Origin of the sequence: Kitasatospora sp. NPDC051705 (assembly GCF_044453265.1) — a bacterium.
Lineage (GTDB): Bacteria > Actinomycetota > Actinomycetes > Streptomycetales > Streptomycetaceae > Kitasatospora.
Window position 1 is genome coordinate 100,019 of sequence record NZ_JBITCO010000007.1, and the last position, 23,571, is coordinate 123,589.

Here is a 23,571-nt window from a genome sequence, read left to right on the forward strand (position 1 = left end):
TCAGATATATCTCGGACCGTTTCACGCATTTCTCATCTTTGCCCTCTCCTTGACCGTCAGGTTGGTCCTCCACGTGCTGCGCCGCTCCTTGGCTGTTGTTCTAGCCATGACCATGGTTGTCCTCGGAACGTCGGAGGGCACGGCCGCCGCCGAAGCCTTCCTGCGCCAAGCCGGAGACGCCGCGCCCGTCGACCCCGGGCCGCGTCCCAAACAGGAGCAGGGCAGTGCCGAAGGCCGCGGCCATGAGGCGTCAACCGCCGTGACCAGTGCCAAGGACGGTGCAGGGCACCCCGGTGCGACGCCCGCCCCGGGTGAGCTACCGGAGGAACGGACCGCCAAGTCCGTCCCCGCTCAGGACGTCATACCGCCGCCGGCCAAGCTGCCGGCCACCGACGCCAAGGTCGTCGACAAGCCCGCCACCCTGCCCGTCGGCAAGATCGACCCGGCGAAGAGCTTCAACGAGAAGACGAGCAAGGAACTCCCCGAGAAGCGCACCGAACAGCAGCGGACCTTCCAGAACTCCGACGGCACGTTCACCACCCGCAGCTACCCGGAACCGGTGAACTTCCGTCGAGCGGACGGGTCCTGGTCGGCGATCGACACCACCCTGATCCCCGCCGGCACCGCCACCGCCGGCCGAGCCGGCCCCGTCCAGAACGGCTGGACCACCACCTCCACCGAACAGCAGCTCACCCTCGGCCTCACCGCCGACGCCGACCCGCTGGTGCGCCTCCAACTCGCCGCCGGCATCTCCGTCGGCTACAGCCTCCAGGGCGCGACCCCTGCCCAGGGCGTCACGCAGGGCAGCACCATGACCTACCCCAACGCCCGCCCTCAGGCGGACGTCACGGTCGCCGCAGGGAACGCCGCCTTCAAGGAGACCCTGGTCCTCAAGGACGCCACCGCACCGACCGAATGGGTCTTCCCGCTGCGCCTGCAGGGCGTCACCGCCTCCCTCGACGCCGACGGCTCCGTGCACTACACGGACGCCGCCGGCACCCTGCGCGGGCGCATGCCCGCCGGCTGGATGCAGGACTCCGCCTTTGCGCCCAACACCGAGGAAGGCGTGATCTCCAGCGGCGTCAGCTACGAGCTGGTCCAGCTGCCCGCCGGCGCCGGCCAGGCCCTCAAGGTGAAGCTCGACGAGGCCTGGCTCCACGCCCCCGAGCGGGTCTACCCCGTCAAGGTGGACCCGTCGTTCTCCTCACTCAAGGCCCTCGAGACCACGTACGCCGAATCCCCCTACAACCAGGACTTCTCCGGCGCCACCGTCCTCAAGGCCGGCACCTACGACGGCGGCAAGCACCAGGCCGCGTCCTTCATCCGCTTCAAGGGCATCGAGGACTCCCTCAACAACGCCAACATCCTCGGCGCTCGCCTCGGTCTCTACAACGGCTGGTCCTACAGCTGCACCCCGCGCACCGTCACCATCCACCAAGTCACCTCCGACTGGTCGCCCGGATCGGTGCGCAGCCTTCCCGGTCCGTCCACCGGTCCGGCGCTGGCCGCTCCTTCCTTCGCCCACGGCTGGCGTTCCAGCCCCACCGCCGGCTGGGCCTGCCCGGAGGCCTGGGAGTCGATCGACCTGGGTACCGACGGTCGAGACCTCGTCACTTCCTGGACCCACCACTGGACCCCGAACTACGGCCTGGCCATCAAGGCCGACGTGTGGGACTCCTACTCCTGGAAGCAGTTCGGCAGCGCCAACATGGTCAACGGCCAGCCCTACCTGGACGTGACCTGGTCCAAGTACGGGGCCAACTACGAGCTCTGGGGCCTGCAGCAGCCGGTCACCGCCACCCAGGAAGGCATCGTCCGCCTGCGGGTGTGGAACCGTGGAATGGACACCTGGACCCCGAACAACAACTACAAGATGTCGTACATGTTGTTCGACCAGTGGAACAACAACATCACCAACTTCGGTACCAACATCGCCTGGACGTCGATGCCGTACGACGTCCCCCCAGGTGGAAGCGCGGTCGTCGACGCGCACATCCACACGCTTCCCCAGGGCTCCTACTCCGTGCAGTTCACCATGGACGAGTACCAGGTCACCAACTTCGCGGTCGACGCCGGCACACCACCCATCGTCATCCAGATCTCCTCCATCAACATCCCCCCGCACATCACCCGCCTCGCCCCGCCCTCCGGCGCCGTCGTCTACCAGCTGCAGCCCACCCTCACCGCCGAGGGCGTCGACCCCGACCAGGCCCCGGTGCCCGACGTGGACTACCGCTTCGAGGTCTGCCGGGTCGTCGGCGGCGACGCCCGGGTCGACTGCCGCCAGTCCGCCTGGCACCAACCCTCGCGGTTCGTCGTGCCCGAAGGATGGCTGACCTGGAACGAGCAGTACGCCTGGTACGCGGAGGCCGGCGACGGCGTCGCCTCCAGCCCGAAGACCCAGGCCTCCTACATCCGCACCGTCCTGCCGCAACCCAACCAGTACAACACCGCGGCCGACGCCGGACGCAGCGTCAACACCGCGGTCGGCAACTACACCACCGCCGCCACCGACGCCGCGCTGCCCACCGTCGGCCCCGAGCTCGCCGTCACCCGCAGCTACAACTCCCTCGACCCGCGCACCGACGGCGCGTTCGGCGCAGGCTGGAGCACCCCCTGGGACATGCGTGTCCAGGTCGAGACCAGCAGCTGGCTCTCACTGCCCGGCAACGTGCTGCTCACCGCCTCCAACGGCACGCGCACCCGCTTCGGCTGGGACCCGGGCAAGAACGCCTACGTTCCAGGCGGCGGCACCGCCGCCGACCTGCGCAAGACGTCCGACGGCGGCTGGACGCTCACCGACCGTGCCGGCAAGGTCCACACCTTCGGCTCCGACGGGAGGCTCACCCGCATCACGGACACCGCCGGCCACACCCAGGACCTGACCTACGCCAGTGGCCGTCTCGTCCAGGCCAAGGACGCCGCCTCCGGCCGATACCTGAACCTCAACTGGACCGGCAACCACGTCACCGCCGTGGCCGCCTCCGGTGCTTCGGGTGGCTGGCTGTACCAGTACACCGGTGACCAGCTCACCAAGGTCTGCCCGCCCGGAGTCGCCCTGGCCGCCGACAAGGGCTGCACCGTCTACGAGTACGGCACCGGCTCGCGCTACCGCACGGCCGTGCGCGACGCCGGCCCCAGCGGCTATTGGCGCCTCGGCCAGAGCGACGGCTCGACCGTCGCCAACGACGCCCAGGTGAGCGACCGCGCTCCGGCCGACGCCAAGGACGTCACCTGGGGCGCCCCTGGTGCGATCGCCGGCAGCGGCGACGGCGCGGTGACCTTCAACGGACGCTCCACCTCCTACGTCGAGCTGCCCAACCGCGCCATCACCTCCTCCGTCAACCGCAGCGTGGAGCTGTGGTTCCGCACCGGTGCGGCGGGTGTGATCCTCAGCATGCAGAACCGGGCCATGGGGGAGGACCCGTACAACGTCGTCCCGACGATCTACGTCGGCTCGGACGGCAAGCTGCGCGGCCTCTTCTACGGCATCAACGGGGCACCGATCGCCAGCTCGGGCACGGTCACCGACAACGCCTGGCACCACGTGGTGCTCACTGGGGCGAGGGACAACACGGCCCTGTTCCTGGACGGAGCCCTGGTGGGCACCGACCGCGGTGAGATCAACTACCTCAACATGGACCGCGCCTACCTCGGCGGCGGCTACACCGGCAACTGGCCCGGCGGCAACGGTGGCTCGTCCTGGTTCAACGGACAGATCGACGAGGTCGCGGTCTACGACTACCCGCTCACCGACCAGACCGTCGCCGACCACTACGCCCTGCGCACCGGCAGCTCCCAGCTGACCAAAACCACCCTGCCCACCGGCCGCACCAGCGCCCAGGTCACCTACGACCCCACCACCGAACGCGTCACCAAGGTCACCGACGCCGCCGGCAGCGACTGGAAGGTCTCCGAACCCACCTTCAGCGGCGGATCGTTCCTCTACAACAACGCCGTCAAGGCCTCCGGCCCGGCCGGCTACTGGCGCCTGGGCGAGCGCGACGGTGCCACCGCCACCAGCGAGGTCGGTAACGGCCTGGCAGGAAGCTACGGTGACGGCGTCACCAAGAAGGCCCCCGGAGTCTTCGCGCCCACCGACGACACCGCCGCACGCTTCACCGGATCGGACAACTCCCAGGTCGAGATCCCCCAGGACCTCCTGCACGCCAAGACCGACCTGGCCGTCGAACTGTGGTTCAACACCACCACCCCCGGCGTCCTGATCGGCGACCAGAGCCGAAAGATCGACGACCCGGCAGGCGTGGGCGGATCCTGGGCTCCGGTCATGTACGTCGGCACCGACGGCAAGCTGCGCGGCCGCTTCTGCTGCACCGCCCCCGAAGGCCTCACCTCCGCGACCAGCGTCACCGACGGCGCCTGGCACCACGCCGTGCTCTCCGTCCAGGGAACGGCCCAGACCCTGTACCTCGACGGTCAGGTTCTCGGCACCCAGACCGGTGGGGTCGACCACCAGCAGAACAGCCACACCTACATCGGCGCCGGATTCACCCGGTACTGGCCCGCCACGTCTGGCGACATCAGCCACTTCACCGGCACCATCGACGAAGTAGCCCTCTACCAGCACCCGCTGACCGATACCGACGTCGTCGCCCACTACCGCGCCCGCAGTGCTCAGGTATCCGGCCAGGGTGTCGGCTACCGCGGCGCCGTGGTAGCCGACTCACCCGGAGGCTACTGGCGCCTGGACGAGACCGGCGGCACCACGGCCGCCAGCGAGGTCGGCGCGATCAAGGGCAACGGCACCTACACCGTCGGCGCCAAGGCCGGCACCACCGGCGTCTTCGGCCCCGGCGACGGGCACGCGGCCGAGTTCAACGGCACCAACAGCTCCTACGTCAGTCTCCCCACCCCGATCCTCCAGACCCAGAGCGACGTCGCCGCGGAGATGTGGTTCCGCACCGGCGGGCCGGGCGTGCTCCTGAGCGAAGGCAACCAGACGAGCGGCAACACGGTGCCTGTCCTCTACATCGGCACCGACGGCCGCCTGCGCGGAGTGTTCTACGGCATCAGCGGCACCCCGATCACCTCGGGCGGCGCGGTCACCGACGGATCCTGGCACCACGCGGTGATCAGCGCAGGCCAGGGCACCCAGTCCCTCTACCTCGACGGCACCCTGGTCGGCTCCGCCGCCGGCGCCGCGAACCACCTCGACATGGACCGCATCACCCTGGGCGGCGGCTACCTCGGCAGCTGGCCCGGCGGCAACGGCGGGTGGTCCTGGCTGACCGGCCAGATCGACGAGGTCGCCTTCTACCAGCACCCGCTCAGCGCCGAACGCGTCGCCGCCCACTACCAGGCGCGCTCCGCCTCCTCGGCCACCGAACTCGCCTCCCGCGTCACCCTCACCGACCCGGCCGGCAACACCACCACCGACATCCACGACGTCACCCGGGGCAACCGCCTCATCTCGCGCACCGACGAAGCCGGCAACACCACCAGCTACACCTACGACACCGGCGGCTTCGTCCACACCGTCACCGACCCCAACGGCCACTCCACCGTCAGCGGCCAGGACGCCCGCGGCAACACCATCTCCTTGACCACCTGTCGCGACGTCAACTCCTGCTGGACCTCCTACACCAGCTACTACTACAACGGCGGGAACCCCAACGACCCGCGCAACGACAAGCCAACCGAGACCCGCGACGCCCGCTCCACCGGGCCCGGCGACACCACCTACCGCACCACCGTCGCCTACACCGCCCTCGGCCTGCCCGAATCCACCACCCGCCCCGACGGCCGCACCACGCGCACCAGCTACACCACCGGCACCGAACCCGCCTACAGCGGCGGCACCACCCCGCCCGGCCTGCTCGCCACCGAGACCACCGCCGGCGGCGCCGTCACCGCCTACGCCTACTACGCCTCCGGCGACCTGGCCCGCACCACCCTGCCCAGCGGTCTCACCATCACCTACGGCTACAACGCGGCGGGCCGCAAGATCTGGGCCACCGAGACCTCCGACGCGCAGCCGGGCGGCGTCACCACCACCTACCAGTACGACGAACTCGGCCACCTCATCACCCAGACCGGGCCCAAGGTCACCGACGCCGTCACCGGTGAGAGCCACCAGACCCGCACCACCCTCGTCCTCGACGCCGACGGCCGCCCCACCAGCACCACCACCGCCGACATCCTCGGCAACGACGGCTCCCGCACCGCCACCACCACCTACGACAGCGCCGGCCGCATCGACACCGACACCGACGCCGCCGGCAACACCACCCGCTACGGCTACGACACGCTCGGCCTGCGCACCCGCGTCACCGACCCGCTCGGTCAGGTCACCCGCTACACCTACACCCCGCGCAGCCAGCCGGCGACCACCGTCGTCGAGGGCTGGAACGGCGACGGTAAGGGCGTGCGCGACCTGACCCTCGAATCCCGCGCCTACGACCCGGCCGGCCGTCTGGCCTCCGTCACCGACGCCATGGGCGCCGTCACCAGCCACACCTACTTCGACGACGGCCTGCCCGCCACCACGACGGCCGAGAACGTCACCCAGGCCGACGGCACCAGCCATTCGATCGTCCTCGAGGCGAACGAGTACGACGGCGCCGGCTACCTGGTCAAGCGCACCACCGGCGGCGGACGCACCACTCTCGTCCAGACGATGGACCCCTCCGGCCGCCTCACCCAGAGCGTCCTCGACCCGGCCGCCCTCAACCGCACCACCATCCTCGGCTACGACGCCGACGACCGCGTCACCACCAGCACCCTCAAGGTCAGCGACACCGAGAACAGCGTCCAGACCAACACCTACGACACCGCGGGCCGCCTGACCCGCACCCAGCTCGCCTCCTCCGCCGGCGGCCCCACCGCCGTCAGCACCTTCACCTACGACCAGCGCGGCCTGCTCACCGCCGGCACCACGCCCAACGGCAACGCTCCCGGAACCGACCCCGCCTCCCGCACCACCAACTACCAGTACGACACCCTCGGCCGCCTGATCACCACCACGGCCCCGCAGGTCTCCGTCGAGAGTGCCGGAGCGACCGCCACCACCACCCGACCGACCACCACCACCGGTTACAACGCCTTCGGCGAGGCCGTCTCCACCAAGGACCCGCTCGGCCAGGTCGTGCGCACCACCGTCGACCAGCTCGGCCGCGTCACCGAGAGCCGCCTGCCCTCCTACACCCCGCCCGGCTCCAGCACCGCCCTCACCGCGGTGCGACGCGTCGAGTACGACAAGCTCTCCCGCGTCATCACCAGCACCGACGCGGCCGGCCGGCGTGCCACCTTCGGCTACGACCGACTCGGCCACCAGATCCAGCGCGTCGAACCCAACTCGCTCGGCGCCCTCCAGCCTCCGGTGGACGACAACCCGCCCACCTGGAACGCCACCTGGACCCCCACCGGCCTCCAGCTGTCCGCCACCGACCCGGTCGGTGCCCGTACGGAGTCCACCTACGACCAACTCGGCCGCCCCCTCACCGCCACCGTCGTCGAACGCCAACCCACCCCGCAGAACCTGACCACCAAGTTCACCTGGGACGACGCCGGCAACCGAACCGCCCTCACCACCCCGGCCGGCAGCACCACCAGTGCCACCTACAACCCCGCCGGTCAGCCCCTGACCGCCACCGACCCGGCCGGGCGCGTGACCAAGACCGAGTACGACGGCCTCGGCCGCGCCGTGCGTGCCATCGCCCCCCTCGGCGAGTCCGTGCGCACCCGCTACGACGCCCTCGGCAACCCCGCCACCACCGAGAACCTCGACCCGGCCGGCACGGTGCTGCGCACCACCAGCGCCACCTACGACCTGGAGGGGCGTGTGCTGACCAGCACCAGCCCCACCACCGGAGCCGTCACCAGCACCGACTACGACGCGCTCGGCCGTCCGGTCAAGGTCACCGAACCCGTCGCCGCCGGCCAGGCCATCACCACCACCCTCGGCTACGACGCCTCCGGCAGCCGCACCCGCCTGACCGACGGCAAGGGCAACACCACCGTCTACACCTTCAACACCTGGGGCCTGCCCGAGTCCACCGTCGAACCCGCCACCACCGCCCACCCGGCCGCCGCCGACCGCACCTGGACCACCGCCTACGACGTGGCCGGACAGGCCGTGCGCAGCACCGAACCCGGCGGCGTGGTGCGTACCAGCAGCTACGACCCGGCCGGACGCCTCGTCCACGAGAGCGGCACCGGCGCCGAGGCGGCCACCACCGACCGCGACCTCGCCTACGACAAGGCCGGGCACCTGATCCGGCACAACTCCTCCGCCATCAACGGCCAGCAGTACGCCTACAACGACCGCGGCCTGCCGACCAAGGCCGGCACCGACCTCACCGCGCCCAACCAGACCTGGGAGTACGACGCCGACGGACGCATCACCAAGCGCTGGGACAAGGACACCGACCTGACCGTCTTCGGCTACAAGGCCGACGGCCAGCTCGACTGGGCCAACAACCCCAAGCTGAAGACCCAGAACTGGTACGGATACGACGACGACGGCCGCCTGAGCAAGCAGTTCTACGTCGCGCCGGACCCGGCCGACCCGGCCAAGCTCAAGTCCACCTCCGAACGGCGCCTGAGCTACGACGCCCTCGGCCGGCTGAGCGGCGACCAGGTCCTGGCCGGCAACCCCGCGGCCACCGCACTCACCGGCACCACTTACGAGTACGACCTCGACAACCGCTTGACCCGCAAGACCGTCAGCGGCGGCGCCACCGACCCGGTCAAGGACAACCACTACGGCTACGACCAGGCCGGCCGCCTCACCTCCTGGAGCGTCGACGGCACCACCACCGCGTACGAGTGGGACGCCGCCGGCAACCGCACCAGGAACGGCGCCGCCACCGCGAGCTACGACGAGCGCAACCGCCTGCTTTCCGACGGCACCAGCACCTACCGCTACACGGCGCGCGGCACCCTCGCCGCCGTCACCACCGGACTCAAGCAGGAGACCCTCGCCGACGACGCCTTCGGCCGCCTGATCACCGAAGGCACCACCACCTACACCTACGACGGCCTCGACCGCGTCACCAGCCGCAACGCCGCCCGCTTCAGCTACGACGGCGCCTCCAACAGCGTGACCGGCGACGGTACCTGGACCTACGCCCGCGACGCCGCCGGCAACCTGCTCGGTGCCTCCAAGGGCAGCACCACCGTCCGGGTCCGCACCGACCAGCACACCGACGCCACCACGACCCTCGACGCCAACGGCACCACGGTCACCGGCACCACCACCTACGACCCCTTCGGCAAGCCCGCCGCCACCACCGGCACCACCACCAGCCTCGGATACCAGAGCGGCTGGACCGACCCGGACTCCGGCGACGTCAACATGGCTGCTCGCTGGTACCGCCCGGGCACCGGCTCCTTCACCTCCCGCGACTCCTGGCTCCTCGACCCGTCCTCCTCCGCCCAGGCAAACCGCTACACCTACGGCAACGCCAGCCCCCTCAACGGCACCGACCCCTCGGGGCACGAGAGGGTCCTCGGAGGAGGGTTCGGTGTGGGTGCCGCGACAGCACCCGGCACTTCTACTGGTGGCGGCGGCGCATTCAGTTGGGGGAGCGCTGTATCAGCGACAGGCGCCCTCGTCACCGGGATCGCGGCCACAGGCACGGCCTGGGAGCTCTACCAGCGACACCTGCAATCCCAGAGCGGCGCCAGTGCCGCGGCCGGCTCCTATGCCGCCTCCACCGCCTACGTCGACGACATCGCCTTGGAAAAGGCGGAAGCCCGGGCCCGAGCTGCGGCCCGCCCCCGACCCGTGGACGTCCCTGCTGACCCTCCCAGTGAGGGGCCCGGTCCCGGTGGTGACGGTCCGGGTCCTGGCCCAGGTCGTGGCCCGGGCAAGGACGGCGGTCGTGGCACTGGCGGCGGAAGGTGCATGGTTATGTGCTCGCCGCGAGTCTATGAAAAGAAGAAGGAGGCAGATAAGAAAAAGGACAATGGGCAGACCAAGGGGCCGCTCTGGGATCCGTCCAAGGCTGCAGTGGAGCGTCCGGTTCCCCGGATCGACTGGATTGGCAGGGACATCCGTGAGCTCTTCGGCATCATTGCCGCCTCCTACACCGCGGCTGACATGCTGAGCATGCTGACGCTCACTCCAAACGTGGCGCCGACCCCCGATACTCAGACCGCCCCCGGTGCTCAGCCGGGGTCGGGTTCAGGTCAGCCGGCCCGCCAGCCGCGGAGTTGCCTGGACCAGCGCCCGGCGGGGGCAGTGGATGACAATGGCCAGAAGGGGGGGTGGATCGACTACTGGGCTATGGAGGATGTGGTGGCCTCGGGGGCCTCAGCTACCCAACGTCCTACGGGAGCCCACGCCTGCCTGGCTGGCGCTCCGAGCGGAAGCCGCGGTACCCGCGCGAGAGGCAATATTGCTGGGTGGCAGGACGCGCAGAACATCGCAGCCGCTAACGGATTTCCTCTTTCAAGTGATCCGTTGGCTCGTTGCCACTTCATCGCCCGGGAGTTTGGTGGAACTGGAACGGACAACAGGAATCTTGCGCCTTGCTTTCAAAAGGCGGCAAACACGGGCGTGATGGATAGCTTCCGAGAGTTCGAGGAACATGTCAGAGACGCGATGAGAGAAGGGCAGATCGTTAATTACACGGTCATTCCACTTTACCGCACCTCCGCCAGTACCGTCCCGTTTGGATTCTCCTTGCTCGCCTATAGTCAATACCCCAGCGGGGTGCCTGACATGATGGAATACACCTACGTGGACAACGCTCGCCTCAACGGTAGGAACCAGGCGATCTCCCTAGGAAACTAGCTTCTTCGAACTGGACAGAGGATGAATGTGGAACTTCAACAGTTGACCCGGCTCCTCGGCGATCCCGCCTCGCGACCTGCGGCGACGCCGTGGCACAGGTCCGTCGCGGAGGTCGGGTTCGCCTTCCCTTCGGATTATCGGGAGTTCGTGGACCGGTATGGGTCGGTGCGGATCAACGGTGAGCTGTCCGTGTGGGTGCCGACGTGCACGTCCTACGATGGCGGGCCGGTGGTGGGCTTCCCCGGTTTCGTGTGTCTGACGACGGAGGGGATCGCCGCCGAGCTGGGCGCCGACGGAGACTGTCCCTATCCAATTCACCCCGAGTCGGGTGGTCTGCTCTCCTGGGGGTCCAACCCCAATGCGGACCAGTTCTTCTGGCTGGCCGAGAGCGAAGAACCGGATACCTGGCCGGTGGTTGCTTTCTACCGGAGCCTGGAGGAGTGGGACCGGTTCGACGGAGGCTTCGCGGCGTTTCTGCTCGGCGTTGTTGACGGCACGTACGCATATGCGGACGAGGTGGCACCTGGCGACCCCGACGAGCCGCTGTGGCGGAGCCAAGGCGACTGGGGTGGCCTGGCGTAACCGTGGTGGGGGCGTGTCTTGAATGACGGAACGGGGGCGGGCGCCGGTCGGCGCCCGCCTCCGTTGCGGTGGTGGGGGGTCAGCTCCAGGGGTTGGCGGGTTGGTCGTTGATGGCGGTCCAGAAGCGGGTGCCGGTGGGGAGGGTGCCGTTGGCCCACAGGCCCCAGCCGGAGGCGTCGTGGAACTCGGCCATGCGGAAGCCGGTGCCGAAGGCGGTGGCGCAGGTCTGGTCGGCGGCGGCGCGGCTGGTGAGCCGGCTGCCGGGCAGGGGCTGGGTGGCCCGGACCTCGCCGCGGGCCCAGCTGTGGTAGCCGCTGGTGGGGACGCCGGCGGGGGCGGGGCGGCCGTCCTGGCGGATGCACAGCAGGGGCAGGACGGCGGTGGCCGGGGTGTCGCCGGTGTAGGGGTTGCTGGTGGCGAGGTCGTCGAAGCCGACGTGGACGACGTTGTCGGCGCGCTGTTCGAGGGTGGCCCAGGTCATGCCCTTGTGCTGGGCGGGCCGGCTGCCGAACAGGGCGTCGTAGGTGCTGCGGTAGACGTTCCACTGCTGGTAGGAGCCGCCGTCGCAGCCGCGCATGACGATCTTCCAGCCGCCGAAGTTCTTGCGGGAGTTGTCCAGGCAGTTGGAGCTGGAGACGTTCTTCAGTCGCAGTCCGACCAGGTCGTACAGGGGTGCCTCGGCCTGGAAGGGGGTGATCTCCCACTGCTGCGAGGTGGCGCCGTTGACGCAGCCGACGAGGGTCGGGAGGTCTCCGGAGGTCAGGCAGTAGTCCGCGTTGACGGCGCTGTTGACGGTGTACCGCTCGGGGTATCCCGGGACGGTCTTGATGACCCACATGCCGGGGTTGTCGGACGGGGCGCAGGGGTGCATGTCCTGGATCCCGGCCAGGGACCCGTCCGGACAGCGCTCGGAGTACTGGTTGAACAGGACGGTCGAGGGGGTGTCGGCCGAGGCGGCGCCGGGCAGCAGGGCCAGGCCGCCGAGGGCGAGGGTGAGGCTGAGGACGACACGCCGGACTAGCGAACGCACGGGCTCTCCAGGGAGCGAGACGACGGGGTGCGGCGGTCGGACCGGAAGGCACGGGGGTGCCCGCCGGGCCGTCCGCCGCCGTCAGCTTGTCAGTGTGCGTTCAATGGCTGGTATCCCAGATTCCTGGGGTGGTGGCGCGTCGCCCGTCCCTGCTACCGGCCCTGCCCGACCGGGGGCGTCAGGCCGCCGTCAGGGTGTCCGCCAGCCAGGGGGTGATCACGGCCATCGCCTCGCCGAAGCGCGAGATCGCGCAGTGCCCGGTGTCGGGGATCAGGACGACCCGGGTGTCCCGGCGGCCCTCGAACACCAGGGTGTCCTCCAGCGGGACGTGCACGTCCTCGGTGCCGTTGACCACCAGCATCGGCCCGTTGGCGTCCCGGTCCAGCAGCGGACGCAGGTCGAAGGCGGCGAAGGCCGCCTCGCGCTCGGCCGTGCCCGGCAGGGCGTCGAAGCCCAGGGCGTTGCCGACGATGCCGTCCATGCCGAAGGCGAAGCCGCGGCCCGGGGCGAAGGAGCGCTCCACCGGGCCGCCGAGCACCACGGAGGCGTCCACCGCGCCGGTCAGGCCCGTCCGGGCGGAGTAGTGGCCGCCCATCGAGATGCCGAAGTGGCCGACCCTCCCGTTGCCGGCCGCGCGGGCGTGGGAGACCAGCCCGGCGACCACCTCGGCCCCGCCGTCCGGGGTCATCGGCAGGTGGGCGCTCTCGCCGGTGCCGGCGAGGTCGAACAGCAGGAGCCGTGCCGGCAGGGCGAGCGCGAGCTGCTCCCACATGCCGTGCAGATCGGTCTTCCAGGAGTCCACGCCGCCGCTGGCCAGCACGACCGGCGCGTCGGCGGGCAGACCGGGGGCGGCCATCAGGTGGACCGGCAGGGTGGTTTCGCCGCCGCGGTAGGGGACGGTGAGCGTGCGGCGCTCGAACTCCACCGGGAAGCCGGGGGCGGCGAGGACGTACTGCTCGACCTGGCGGGCGAGCGCGGTGCGCTTCGGATCGTCGGCGAGCGAGGGGAACTTGGCCCAGCCGTACGCCTGCGCGGCCAGGCGGTGGCGCCCGGCCGCGGCGTGCCGGGCGGCCAGGGCGGACCACTCGTGCACCCAGCCGCCGGGCCGGTCGGGCCACATCTCGGTGACGGCGGCGCGGACCGCGTCCACCTCGTCGGCGGGCAGGCCGAGGGTCATCTGCGGGTAGCGCTCGACGAACAGGTCCTGCGGGTCCAGGGGCCAGGTGAAGGGCATGGTGGTGCCTCCTGCTGCGCTTAAAGCCGGAACTCTTGCCTTAGCGACTATGCGCCCGGGGCGACGCTTAAGGCAAGAACTCCTGCGTTAAGGTGGTGGCCGAGGTGATCGACACATGACCGAGCACGCACCGGAACCGATCCGCCGCCGCCCGGGCGGCCGCGCCGCACGCGTCCGCCAGGCCGTCCTGGCGGCCGCCCTGGACGTGCTGGTGGAGGAGGGCATCACCCGGCTCACCGTCGCCGGGGTGGCAGCCCGCGCGGGAGTCAACGAGACCACGGTGTACCGGCGTTGGGGCAGCCGGGAGAAGCTCGTCCTGGACGCCATGCTCGCCGGCAGCGACGAGGGCATCCCCGTCCCCGACACCGGAGCCGTCCGCACCGACCTGGCCGCCTTCGCCCGCGCGCTCGCCGAGTACCTCGCCACCCCGGCCGGCCGCGCCGTCGCCCAGGCGGCCGTGCTCAGCTCCGACGGGCCCGGTGCCGGGGCCGGCCCCGACTCCGCCCGCGACCCCGAGCTCGCCGAGGCCTGGCAGGCCTTCTGGCGCTCCCGCCTCGACCAGGCCGGAGTCATCGTCAGCCGGGCCGTCGAGCGCGGGGAACTCCCGGCCGGCACCGACACGGCCCTGGCACTGGAACTGCTCTGCGCCCCGGTCCAGACCCGCGCCCTGCTCGGCCACCGCCCGATCGAACCGGACCTGCCGGAGCGCCTGGCGGATCTGGTACTGGACGGCCTGCGGGGAGGTGTCGGGGGCTGACCCCGGGATCGGAACGCGGCTACCCGGTTCCGGGCCCGGGCGTCCTCGTTCTGGCGGCGCCGACCCCTGTGCAGCCCGCCGGCCCGCCAGCCGTCAGTCCGCGGCCAGGATCTCCACGCCCTGCGCGGCGAGCCGGTCGAGGACCGGGTGGTGGGGGTCGGCGTCGGTGATCAGGCCGCTGACGTCCTCCCAGGGCAGGACGCGGAAGCGGGAGGCGGCGCCGATCTTCTCGGACGAGGCGAGGACGTAGGTGTCCGCGGCGCGGGCGGCCAGGGCGCGCTTCATCGCGGCCTCCTCGGCGTCGCCGGTGGTCAGTCCGGCCTCGGGGTGGACGCCGGTGACGCCGAGCAGGAACAGGTCGGCGGACACGTTCAGGGCGGCCTCGGCCGCGGCGGCGCCGCAGGTGACCGCGGAGTGCTTGAAGAGGCGGCCGCCGAGGAGGAAGACCTCGGCGCGGGGGTGGTCGAGCAGGGCGGCCGCGATCGTGGGGCTGTGGGTGATCACGGTGCAGTCCAGGTCCGGCGGGAGGGCGTGGACGACGGCGAGGGCGGTGGTGCCGCCGTCCAGGATCACGGCGCCGCCCGGCCGCACCAGTGCGGCGGCGACCGCGGCGACCCGCCGCTTGCCGTCCGGGGTGACGCTCTGGCGGGCGGCGTAGTCGGCGACGGCGGGGGAGGCGGGCAGCGCGCCGCCGTAGACCCGCTGGCACAGCCCTTCGGCGGCGAGGTCGCGCAGGTCGCGGCGCACGCTGTCCTCGGAGATCCCCAGGTCGGCGGCCACCTCCTTGGCGACGATCTTGCCCTCCCGGGCGAGCAGTCCCAGCAGGTGGTCACGCCTCTCGGCAGCCAGCATCCGCGTTCTCTCCTGTTCTTGCACGTTTCTGCGTGTATCGTAGCGCGCCATGACCGACCAGCCGATGGCGACCGACCAGCCCACGACCGACCAGCCCACGACCGACCAGCCCCTGCTCGTCCTCATCGCCGGCCCCTACCGCTCCGGTACCGACGGCGATCCGCAGGCCATGGCCGCCAACCTCGCCCGCCTCGAAGCCGCCGCCTGGCCGGTGTTCGCCGCCGGACACGTCCCCGTGATCGGGGAGTGGATCGCCCTGCCCGTGCTGCGCTCGGCCGGCGCGGGCCCCACCGACCCCCTCGCCGACCAGGTCCTCTATCCGACCGCCGAGCGCCTGCTCGCCCACTGCGACGCCGTGCTCCGGCTCCCCGGCGACTCCGCCGGAGCCGACCAGGACGTCGCCACCGCCCGTCGCCGCGGCCTGCCCGTCTTCCACGACGTAGCCGAACTCCCGCGCCGCACCCCGCAGGAGAACGCGTGAACCCCCGCCCCGGTATCGACACCCCCGACCACCGCGGCCGCACCGGTCTCGACGAGGCCGGCCGCGACCTGCACCGCAACCCCGGCGTCCTGGTCCGCGACGTGGAGCTCACCTCCCGGGGCTGGCACGTCCTGCGCCGCACCACCTTCGACTACCGCCGCCGTGACGGACGTTGGGTCACCCAGCAGCGCGAGACCTACGACCGGGGCAACGGCGCGGTCGTCCTGCCCCACGACGTCGAACGCGGCCGCGTCCTGCTCACCCGCCAGTTCCGCTACCCCGCCTACGTCAACGACCACCCGGACGGCATGCTCGTCGAGGCCGCGGCCGGGCTCCTCGACGGAGACGACCCGCTCGCCGCCATCCGGCGCGAGGCCGCCGAGGAACTCGGTGTCACGCTCGGACCGCTCACCCACGTCCTCGACGCCTACATGAGCCCCGGCTCCGTCACCGAGCGCCTGCACTTCTACGCCGCTCCCTACACCCCGGCCGACCGCACCGGGGACGGCGGCGGACTCGAGGCGGACGGCGAGGACATCGAGGTCCTCGAACTGCCCTTCACCGAGGCCCTCGCCATGGTCCGCGACGGACGCATCACCGACGGCAAGACCGTCCTGCTCCTGCAGTGGGCCGCCCTGGACGGGCCGTTCGCCGCAACGGCCGCTGCCTCGTCCGCTGCCTCGTCCGCGGCTTCCCCCGCCGCCTCGCCCGCTGCCTCGTCCGCCGCCCGGTGACCCACGGCGGCGGACGGACACGTCCGCAGGCGTCAGATCCCGCGCTCCGCCGGTAAAACCCCTGGTGGAGGGCCGGCCGGCCCGGGAGGATACGGGCATGCGCGACACCTTCGACGACCCCGAGACGCGAGACTTCCTCAAGCGCTACGCCGTGCCCGGGCGGTGGCAGTTGCGGCTCGGCCCTTCCCTGTTCCGCCGGGACGACGCCGAGCGGGACCGGACGGCGCAGCAACTCGCCCGGGCGGCGGGTGAGGTCACCCCCCGCGTCCTCGACGTCCTGCTGGAGGGCGGCTGGCGCGACCGCAAGGTCGCGACCTGGCTGATCGTCGTCTCCGGCCGGACGGAGTACCGCGAGCGGATCGGCGAACTCCTTCTCGCCAGCGAGGGGCCCTACGTCGGTGCCTCCTACTGCACGGCCCTCGCGGTCTTCGCGACCGAGGCCGACGCAGCCCTGCTGGTCGCCTACCTGGAGCGGTACCTGCGCAGGCCCGACCTGTACTACGACCAGCTGTTCGCCATGGTGGCGCTGCTCCACCTGGACGGGGAGTCGGGGCGCGACGACGCGCTCAGGTTCCTCGCGTCGGGCGGCCTGTGGCACCAGTGGTGTGCCGCCCGGGCCGCCGAACGCGGGACCGGGACACCCGACCCGCAGGCCTGCCTGCCCGCGGTGGAGCAGCTGTGCGCCTTCGCCCGCAGCACCGCGCGGCTGATGGACGAACCGTCGCACCGGTGACCGGAATCGGAGACCCGAGGGCAGCCGGCCGGCGACTTCGTCGAGCCCGCCGGCAGCTTCCTCGAGCCTGTCGTCGGCGGCCTCGGACCGGACGGACGAGGGCCGTCGTTCCGGTCCGCGAGCCGGCCGGTACCGGACGGTCGGCGGCCTGGCTGACGCGTCCGTAGGCCTGGACCCACCGGCGGACCCCGCGCCGGAGCGAGTCGCCTCGGGCCCTTCGCCGCCCGGGCCGTCGCTACCCGGCCGCGCCCTGCGCGACGAGCTTCTGCGCGTCGGCGACGTGCCGGCTGACGCCCTGCGCGAACGCCGCCAGCTCCTGCGGGTGCGCCGCGATGTACTGCCGGTCGTAGGCGGCCTGGACGGCGACCGCGATCCCCATGAAGTTGGTGGACCGCTTGCAGGCGTCGTCGGCGGCCGCGGTGGCGAGCTCGGCCGGGGTGTGGTCGGCGGGCGCTGCGGCGCCCTGCGTGCGGCCGCTGCGCCAGCGCGGGTCCATGTAGGCGTCCGCCGGGGTGGCGTAGGCGAAGCCGCGGTCCTTCATGCAGCTGCTCCACTGCCGGTCGGCGGCCACGACGCGAGGGTCCGTCAGGGGCTCCTGCGGGCCGCCGCCGGGCAGGGCGGAGGGGTCGGAGGTCAGGAACACCGCTCCGCCGACGGCGTCCAGGCCCTCCTGGAGGCAGCCGCCCCTGGGGACGGCCCGGCCCTGGAAGTCCGCGACCGGGGTGCCGGTCGCGTCCCGCCCGGTGAGCACCTGCACGGTGGCGGGGGAGGCGGGCTGCCCGGTGCCCGTGGCCACGACGGCGTCGTAGCCGGTGGTGGCGACGCGGTCGGGCGCGAAGTAGCCGTAGAGCCGGGAGCGGACGTCCCCGTCGGAGGGTTCGGCCCGGGCCGGGTCCGGGCCGGGGGGCTCCGTGATGCCCAGCCGCCGCAGGCAGCGGGCACTCGTCAGGTAGGCGGCCCGTTCCACCGTGCGGCTCTGCGCCGCGGTGGGGAGGTAGGCGTCGATCGGGCGCACCACCTGGGCGACGCCGGTGATGGTGGGGATGTCGCCCAGCTGCGGGGGCGCCGGGCGGGTGCCGCCCGTGGCGCCCGTGCCGCCGCCCGTTCCGCAGCCCGCGAGGGCCGTCAGCAGGAGGAGCGTCAGGGCCGAGGTCGTGGAGCGCTTCATCTTTCCGTCCTCCGGGAGCGGGCGCGGCGGAGCGGCACCCGCCACGGGCGACCGCGGGTCGGTGGCGGGTGCCGGATTCACGGACCGGTGGGGCCGGGGATCACGTCCAGTTCGGGTTGTCGATCTCCAGCGCGTAGGTGATCACGCCGCCGAGGTAGCCGGTGGACTGACCGGGCTTCAGCTTGATGACGCCGCTGGAGTTGTAGAAGGCGGCCCAGTTCCACTGGGTCGACTCGTAGATGACGTGGTCGATCTGGCCTATCCCGAACAGGCTGCTGGTGTTCTTGTAGCCGATGGAGCCCGCGGCACAGTAGTTGCCGTTGCCGCTGGTGGTGACCGTGAGCCCGTTCGTCGGGCAGCCCACCCCACCGATGGCGTTCGCCGGTGCCGCCACGGCCACGCCGGCCAGGGCGAGGCCGGCGGTGGCGGTGAGGGTGAGGAGCTTCCTGCCGATCTGCATGGGGAATCCTTCGGTCGAGGTGTCCGGTGTCGAGCCGCCGGGGTGATCGCGGCCCATGAAGAGCGTCGCCGTCAGGGCGCAACGGCGACGCGAGCCCCTCGACCGGGGATCGAGCAGCCACGAAACCACCCCGAAGTTGCACGGAACACGACATGTTCGCCCACCGCCGGCCATCGACCCGCCGGGGAGAGCGACGATCGCCTTGCGCTTCACCGTGTAGGCCCCGGCCCCGCCCGGGCACCGCCAGTACCGGTGCCGCGCTCCGTGCCTGGGGAGGTCGACCGGATTCATGCGGCCGTCCAGGCCGGCACCGCCCCCGGCACCTCCGCGTCCGCGGTCCTGCGCCGGCTCGGTGCCCTGTGAGCGACCACGCGGCTGCGGCGAGGCGGTGAAGGCACGGACGGCGGCGGAGCGGCCGCGGGCAACAGCTTGCCGTCAGCGGTCGACGCCTTGGCGCAAACGAACCGGACTCGCACCTGAAGCGCACCAAGGCTGTGGCGGGCGGACCACCCGGTATGGACGGCGCGGACACCTGGGAGGACGTGGACGTGATGATCCCCTGCCACGACGGACCACCTCCGTGTAGGCGGAGCGAGCCCGCTGGCAGACCGGCCGTGGTGCGGGCGCCCACCCCGGGGTTGTTGCCGGGTAGTCTCGCTCCGGAGGAGAGGAGTGCCGCAATGAGTCAGCCGGTGCACGATGGAGTCGAGCTGATCCCCCGACCCGAGCAGAGTCCGGCCGCGCTCAAGGCCGCGCTGGCCGTCGTCGCTCCGGACCGGCTCCCGGAAATGATCGACGGGCAGACGAGAGCGATGGCCGAGGCCATCGAGGCCGGGAGCGTCCAGCCGATCCGCTCGTTCGTCACACACTGGGCCGCCGTGGTGGAGATCGAGCGGTACCCGGCCACCGCTCAGGCCTACCACCGGGCGAACTACCTGGCCAACCACGCCGGCACCGTCCACGAGTGTCGCGAGCATGCCACCACCGTCGCCGAGGTCTACCGCGCGGCCTACGCGGCGGTGACCGCATGACCTGGAGCTGGGAGTACCTCCCCAGCGAGCAGCACGTCACCGCCGGCGCTCCCGCTGAATTCCTTGCCGCCGTCGAGCAACGGGCTGCCGAACTCGTCCGCGCCGCTGCAGCGTTCTACCTGGACGGCACCACCTACCAAGGCAGCGGCGAGCCGATGCGCTACCTCGACGTCGCAGGCGGTCTCGTCGCCCACTACGTCGTCCCCCGCCTCGAACTCGTCGTGATCTGCCAGGTCACGCCGCCACCGACCCCCTGTTCGTAGCCTGGGCTCGCGCGTGGGCCGGTCCGCCCGTGTGGGGTGGATGGCGAGCGCCCGGCGGACGGACCGTCCGCCGGGCGCTCGCCATCATCATTCGCGAACAGAGGTGCTGATCACTTCCGCCGGCCGTCACGTCGTGTGCCAAGCCGGGTGGGTGGGGCAAGTGTCGGAGGCGGGGCCTACGTTGGGCTCCAACGTGCCCGCCACCGCAGCTCCGGAGAGTCCGATGAACCCGCCGACCCCGCCCTCGAACCCGCTGCCGACCCCTGCCGCCGAGCACGGTGCCGCGCTGACCGAACGCGTCGTCGCCGCCGTCCGGGCCGATCCGCAGCGCGCCGTCCTGGACTACGACCGGTTCGCCGGTGCCTGGGTGGAGGGGGAGGCGCAGCCGTTGGCCGCCGGGGTGCTGGAGGCGGCGGTGTTCCCGAGCGGGCGGCCGCTGCCGCCGAGCCTGCGCCGGTGGCTGGCGTTCGACACCGGGCTGCTGCGGCGCTTCGGGTGGTTCGAGGAGCAGGACGAGGACGGGGACGGTGCGCCGGTCTTCGCGCCGCGTCCGCTCGGCGAGTTGGCCGTCGAGGAGTTCGGCGAGGGCTGGGGCGCGTTCTTCGCGGCGCTCTCGGAGCGCTTCGACGAGTGCTTCCTGCTGCCCGGCGGCTCCGACTCGCGCCGGGTGCTGGCCACCGGCACGCCCGACGCGCACGGCGAGTACCCGGTGTTCGTGCTCGACGTGGACGACCTGCCCTGCATCGAGCTGATGTACCCGGGCCTGGACGTCTACCTCGCCGACACCGCGGGTCTGTTGGCGCGCGGGGCCGACGGCGAGGGCTACTCCGCACTGGCCGCCGACCCGGTGTACGGCGGGCGGATGCGCGAGCACGCGCGGCACTACCTCGACGGGGAGCTGTCCGAGGAGTGCCTGGACTGGCCGGCCGACCTCACGTTCTGAGCCGGGCCGACGCGTTCGGGCCGGGCCCGGTGGCCCGGCTCAGCCGGTCGGCTGCACCGGCGGGAGCGTGATCACCGGGCCGATCGGATGGCACTGCCCGTCCCAGGTCATGGCCTGCAGCGGCGGGCAGTGTGCGGCGGTCGCGGGGACGGGCAGCACCGGGAGGGTGGGCATCGGCGGGCGCGGCGGCACGGTCCAGTCGGGGGACGGCTTCGCGGCCGGCGGCGCGGGCGGGGCCGGTGCTTCGGCGGCGGGCTGCGTGGCGGCCGGGGCCTTGGGCCTGGCCGGGGCCGGCGGCGTCGTGGCCTGGGCCGGCTTGGCGGCGGGGGCCTTGGGCCGGGCGGCGGACGGCTGCGCGGCGGGCTGCGCCCCGGCGTCGGCGCTGGCGTCGGCGGTGGCGTCCGTGCCGGCTTCCGGGGCGGCGGTGGGGGAGGAGGCCTGATCGGCCGGCGACGCAGGCGCACCGGACGCGGTCGCCTCGCCGGACGCGGATATCGAGGCGCTGGGCGATGCGCCCGAGGTGACGCTCGCCGAGGCCGCCGGGCTCGGGCCGCCCGCCGGACCGGCCGCCGCGCCTCCGCCCGCACCGGCCAGCAGCAGCGCGCCGACGCCGGCCGCGCCCACCGCACACGCCCCCGCGACGACGGCGAAGGTCCGTCTGCGACCGGGGGATTCCGTCGTGCCCTGCATGTTCCGTCCCGCCCCTGCCGATCATCCGTCTGAGCTGCGCGGATGCTAGCAGAGAGCCGCCCGTCGAGTCCCGCTCCGGGTGGCGCCGATCTTCTTACACGCCTTTGCCGTCGCTCTGCCGAACGGCTGACCCGCGCCGTGCAGTGTCGTCCCCGCACCGAACAGCACGACACCGACCGCACCGGCGGCACCGACCGCAGGACATCCGGAAGGCACACCGATGACGACGTACACCACGAAGACCGCGAAGGCCCCGAAGACCACGACCCGCACCGCCCTGGCCGCCGGCGCGCTCGCCGTCCTGGCCGCGGTGCTCCCGCCGGCCGGCGCGCCCACCGCGGCCGCGGCCCCGACGGGCGGCTCCGCCGAGCCCGCCTGGTGCCCCACCGCCCCCGGCCACCGCGTCGACTGCACCACCATGCGCCGCCCCTGGGTGGACGGCGAGCCGCGCCTGGGCACCGTCGACGTCGCCTACGCGGTGGTCCGCCACACCCGCCCCGGCCCGGCCAAGGGCACCATCGCCCTCAATCCGGGCGGCCCCGGCGAGACCGCCATCAGCCGCACCGAGCAGCTCGCCCAGGCCCTGGAGGGCGTCCTCGACGACCACGACCTGCTCCTGCTGGACCCGCGCGGCACCGGTTTCTCCGGGCGGGTGCCCTGCGGCGTCACCGACGCCGACTTCAAGTTCGCCCCGCGCGCCGGCCAGCACGAGGCCGTCGCCCGCTGCGCCGAGCAGCTGGGCCCGCGGGCCCGCGGCTACACCAGCGCCGCCACCGCCGATGACCTCGACGCCGCCCGCGCCCGCCTGGGCGCCCCCAAGCTGGTCCTGTACGGCCTGTCGTACGGCACCTACCTGATGCCGGTCTACGCCGACCGCCACCCGCAGCGCGTGGAGTCGATGGTGCTCTCCGGCGCCTACCCGCTCGCCTTCGACCCGCTGGCCCGCCCCGGCGCCCAGCAGATCTCGGTCACACTGCGCCGGATCTGCGAGCGCAGCGGCTCCTGCGACCCGGACACCGCCGTGCGCGACCTCGCCACCGTCGCCGCACGGCTGCGCACCCGCCCGATCACCGTGGACGTCACCGCGGCCGGTGCCCGCCGCAGTCACACGTTCAGCGAGGACAAGCTCGCCGACCTGCTCTACGAGCCGGCCAGTCGCGGCATCGGCATCGACCCGGGCGCCCCGACCCTGCTCGGCGAGATGCCCGCGGCCCTGCACCGGGCCGCCGCCGGCGACGACGGGCCGCTCACCGCGCTGGTACGGGCGGAGGCCGAGCACGCCACCGCCGAGGACCAGGCCTCCTACCTGGCCGTCACCTGCAACGACTACGTCCGCGCCTGGGACCACGACGCCCCGCTGCCGCAGCGCCGCCGCCAGTACCAGCGCGCCCTGGCCGCCGCGGACCCGGCCGACTTCGGCGCGTTCAGCGCCAAGGGCTACACCGAGGGCCAGACCGACGGCGCCGACTCCTGCCTGACCTGGCCGCGCCGGGGCACCGCGCAGCCCCAGGACGTCGACCTCGACCTGCCGGACGTCCCCGTGCTGGTCCTGTCCGGCGACCTCGACACCAACACCCCCGAGGCCAACTCCCGCCTGGCCGCGGCCCAGTTCCACCGCAGCACCTTCGTCTCGGTGCCCAACACCGGCCACGTCCCGGAGATGGACTCCACCGGCTGCGCGCTGGGCGTCTCCACGCACTTCATCCGCACCGGCGAGCCCGGCGACACCTCCTGCCTGGCCGCGGTGCCCCCGATCGCGGTCACCGCGACCACCCGCTGAGCCCCGGCCGGCCACCGGACACCCAGCCGCCCCTCCCTCCCCCCGCCCGGCACGACCACGCCCACCACCAGCGA

At 72.3% G+C, this 23,571-nt stretch carries 16 protein-coding genes; 10 read left to right on the plus strand and 6 right to left on the minus strand.

The features are described 5' to 3' along the window. Positions 1-259: 259 nt before the first annotated feature. On the plus strand, positions 260-10,759 hold the full coding sequence (locus tag ACIA8Q_RS11785; RefSeq protein WP_396317076.1) for a LamG-like jellyroll fold domain-containing protein: 10,500 nt from the start codon (positions 260-262) through the stop codon (positions 10,757-10,759). A 27-nt stretch (positions 10,760-10,786) separates the two neighbouring features. Beyond that, entirely contained in the window at positions 10,787-11,341 is a 555-nt protein-coding gene (locus tag ACIA8Q_RS11790; protein ID WP_360210618.1) for a hypothetical protein, read from the plus strand. Between the two features lie 79 nt (positions 11,342-11,420). On the opposite strand, the gene ACIA8Q_RS11795 is transcribed toward ACIA8Q_RS11790, so the two are convergent. Both ACIA8Q_RS11795 and ACIA8Q_RS11800 read right to left on the minus strand, forming a co-directional pair. Further along, positions 11,421-12,371 (minus strand): hypothetical protein, encoded by a 951-nt coding sequence (locus ACIA8Q_RS11795; protein WP_396317077.1) that lies wholly within the window; start codon positions 12,369-12,371, stop codon positions 11,421-11,423. Positions 12,372-12,549: 178 nt separating this feature from the next. After that, entirely contained in the window at positions 12,550-13,605 is a 1,056-nt protein-coding gene (locus ACIA8Q_RS11800) for an alpha/beta hydrolase (protein WP_396317078.1), read from the minus strand. A gap of 115 nt (positions 13,606-13,720) precedes the next feature. Here ACIA8Q_RS11800 and ACIA8Q_RS11805 point away from each other — a divergent pair, with 115 nt between their 5' ends. Next, a complete protein-coding gene (locus ACIA8Q_RS11805) occupies positions 13,721-14,362 on the plus strand; it encodes a TetR/AcrR family transcriptional regulator (RefSeq protein WP_396317079.1) in 642 nt (213 codons plus the stop codon). 93 nt (positions 14,363-14,455) lie between these two features. Here ACIA8Q_RS11805 and ACIA8Q_RS11810 read toward each other — a convergent pair whose 3' ends face one another. Beyond that, positions 14,456-15,214: a DeoR/GlpR family DNA-binding transcription regulator gene (locus ACIA8Q_RS11810; RefSeq protein WP_360210610.1), complete on the minus strand. Its 759-nt coding sequence runs from the start codon at positions 15,212-15,214 to the stop codon at positions 14,456-14,458. A gap of 64 nt (positions 15,215-15,278) precedes the next feature. Here ACIA8Q_RS11810 and ACIA8Q_RS11815 point away from each other — a divergent pair, with 64 nt between their 5' ends. The 3 genes from ACIA8Q_RS11815 to ACIA8Q_RS11825 all read left to right on the plus strand — a co-directional run bounded on the left by ACIA8Q_RS11815 (position 15,279) and on the right by ACIA8Q_RS11825 (position 17,162). Next, positions 15,279-15,695 (plus strand): DUF4406 domain-containing protein, encoded by a 417-nt coding sequence (locus ACIA8Q_RS11815; protein WP_396317171.1) that lies wholly within the window; start codon positions 15,279-15,281, stop codon positions 15,693-15,695. Beyond that, positions 15,692-16,429, plus strand: a complete 738-nt coding sequence (locus ACIA8Q_RS11820) for an NUDIX domain-containing protein (protein ID WP_396317080.1) — start codon at positions 15,692-15,694, stop codon at positions 16,427-16,429. The genes ACIA8Q_RS11815 and ACIA8Q_RS11820 overlap by 4 nt, the downstream gene beginning before the upstream one ends. A 97-nt stretch (positions 16,430-16,526) precedes the next feature. Beyond that, the gene (locus ACIA8Q_RS11825) at positions 16,527-17,162 is read left to right on the plus strand and encodes a DUF6000 family protein (protein ID WP_396317081.1); all 636 of its coding nucleotides are present in this window, start codon (positions 16,527-16,529) and stop codon (positions 17,160-17,162) included. A 235-nt stretch (positions 17,163-17,397) separates the two neighbouring features. On the opposite strand, the gene ACIA8Q_RS11830 is transcribed toward ACIA8Q_RS11825, so the two are convergent. After that, positions 17,398-18,330 carry a hypothetical protein gene (locus tag ACIA8Q_RS11830; RefSeq protein WP_396317082.1) on the minus strand — a complete coding sequence of 311 codons (933 nt, stop codon included), beginning with the start codon at positions 18,328-18,330 and terminating at the stop codon, positions 17,398-17,400. A 100-nt stretch (positions 18,331-18,430) separates the two neighbouring features. Next, positions 18,431-18,790 (minus strand): hypothetical protein, encoded by a 360-nt coding sequence (locus tag ACIA8Q_RS11835; protein WP_360210602.1) that lies wholly within the window; start codon positions 18,788-18,790, stop codon positions 18,431-18,433. A 680-nt stretch (positions 18,791-19,470) separates the two neighbouring features. Between ACIA8Q_RS11835 and ACIA8Q_RS11840 the strand changes: the two genes are divergently transcribed. From ACIA8Q_RS11840 to ACIA8Q_RS11850, 3 genes are all read left to right on the plus strand, one after another. After that, positions 19,471-19,821: a hypothetical protein gene (locus ACIA8Q_RS11840; protein ID WP_387902634.1), complete on the plus strand. Its 351-nt coding sequence runs from the start codon at positions 19,471-19,473 to the stop codon at positions 19,819-19,821. Further along, positions 19,818-20,084 (plus strand): hypothetical protein, encoded by a 267-nt coding sequence (locus tag ACIA8Q_RS11845; RefSeq protein ID WP_360210598.1) that lies wholly within the window; start codon positions 19,818-19,820, stop codon positions 20,082-20,084. The genes ACIA8Q_RS11840 and ACIA8Q_RS11845 overlap by 4 nt, the downstream gene beginning before the upstream one ends. Positions 20,085-20,307: 223 nt before the next feature. Next, the gene (locus tag ACIA8Q_RS11850; protein ID WP_360210596.1) at positions 20,308-21,027 is read left to right on the plus strand and encodes a hypothetical protein; all 720 of its coding nucleotides are present in this window, start codon (positions 20,308-20,310) and stop codon (positions 21,025-21,027) included. A 39-nt stretch (positions 21,028-21,066) separates the two neighbouring features. Here ACIA8Q_RS11850 and ACIA8Q_RS11855 read toward each other — a convergent pair whose 3' ends face one another. Further along, positions 21,067-21,717: a hypothetical protein gene (locus ACIA8Q_RS11855; protein WP_360210594.1), complete on the minus strand. Its 651-nt coding sequence runs from the start codon at positions 21,715-21,717 to the stop codon at positions 21,067-21,069. A gap of 220 nt (positions 21,718-21,937) precedes the next feature. On the opposite strand from ACIA8Q_RS11855, the gene ACIA8Q_RS11860 reads away from it, so the two are divergent. Beyond that, positions 21,938-23,497, plus strand: a complete 1,560-nt coding sequence (locus ACIA8Q_RS11860) for an alpha/beta hydrolase (protein ID WP_360210592.1) — start codon at positions 21,938-21,940, stop codon at positions 23,495-23,497. Positions 23,498-23,571: the final 74 nt, after the last annotated feature.

Coding starts and splice junctions, on each gene's coding strand:
- ACIA8Q_RS11830 (WP_396317082.1), bottom strand. CDS start 18,330: ATGAAGCGCTCCACGACCTCGGCCCTGACGCTCCTCCTGCTGACGGCC.
- ACIA8Q_RS11825 (WP_396317081.1), top strand. CDS start 16,527: ATGCGCGACACCTTCGACGACCCCGAGACGCGAGACTTCCTCAAGCGC.
- ACIA8Q_RS11855 (WP_360210594.1), bottom strand. CDS start 21,717: ATGCAGGGCACGACGGAATCCCCCGGTCGCAGACGGACCTTCGCCGTC.
- ACIA8Q_RS11845 (WP_360210598.1), top strand. CDS start 19,818: ATGACCTGGAGCTGGGAGTACCTCCCCAGCGAGCAGCACGTCACCGCC.
- ACIA8Q_RS11800 (WP_396317078.1), bottom strand. CDS start 13,605: ATGCCCTTCACCTGGCCCCTGGACCCGCAGGACCTGTTCGTCGAGCGC.
- ACIA8Q_RS11860 (WP_360210592.1), top strand. CDS start 21,938: ATGACGACGTACACCACGAAGACCGCGAAGGCCCCGAAGACCACGACC.
- ACIA8Q_RS11850 (WP_360210596.1), top strand. CDS start 20,308: ATGAACCCGCCGACCCCGCCCTCGAACCCGCTGCCGACCCCTGCCGCC.
- ACIA8Q_RS11810 (WP_360210610.1), bottom strand. CDS start 15,214: ATGCTGGCTGCCGAGAGGCGTGACCACCTGCTGGGACTGCTCGCCCGG.
- ACIA8Q_RS11805 (WP_396317079.1), top strand. CDS start 13,721: ATGACCGAGCACGCACCGGAACCGATCCGCCGCCGCCCGGGCGGCCGC.
- ACIA8Q_RS11835 (WP_360210602.1), bottom strand. CDS start 18,790: ATGCAGATCGGCAGGAAGCTCCTCACCCTCACCGCCACCGCCGGCCTC.
- ACIA8Q_RS11840 (WP_387902634.1), top strand. CDS start 19,471: ATGAGTCAGCCGGTGCACGATGGAGTCGAGCTGATCCCCCGACCCGAG.
- ACIA8Q_RS11815 (WP_396317171.1), top strand. CDS start 15,279: ATGGCGACCGACCAGCCCACGACCGACCAGCCCACGACCGACCAGCCC.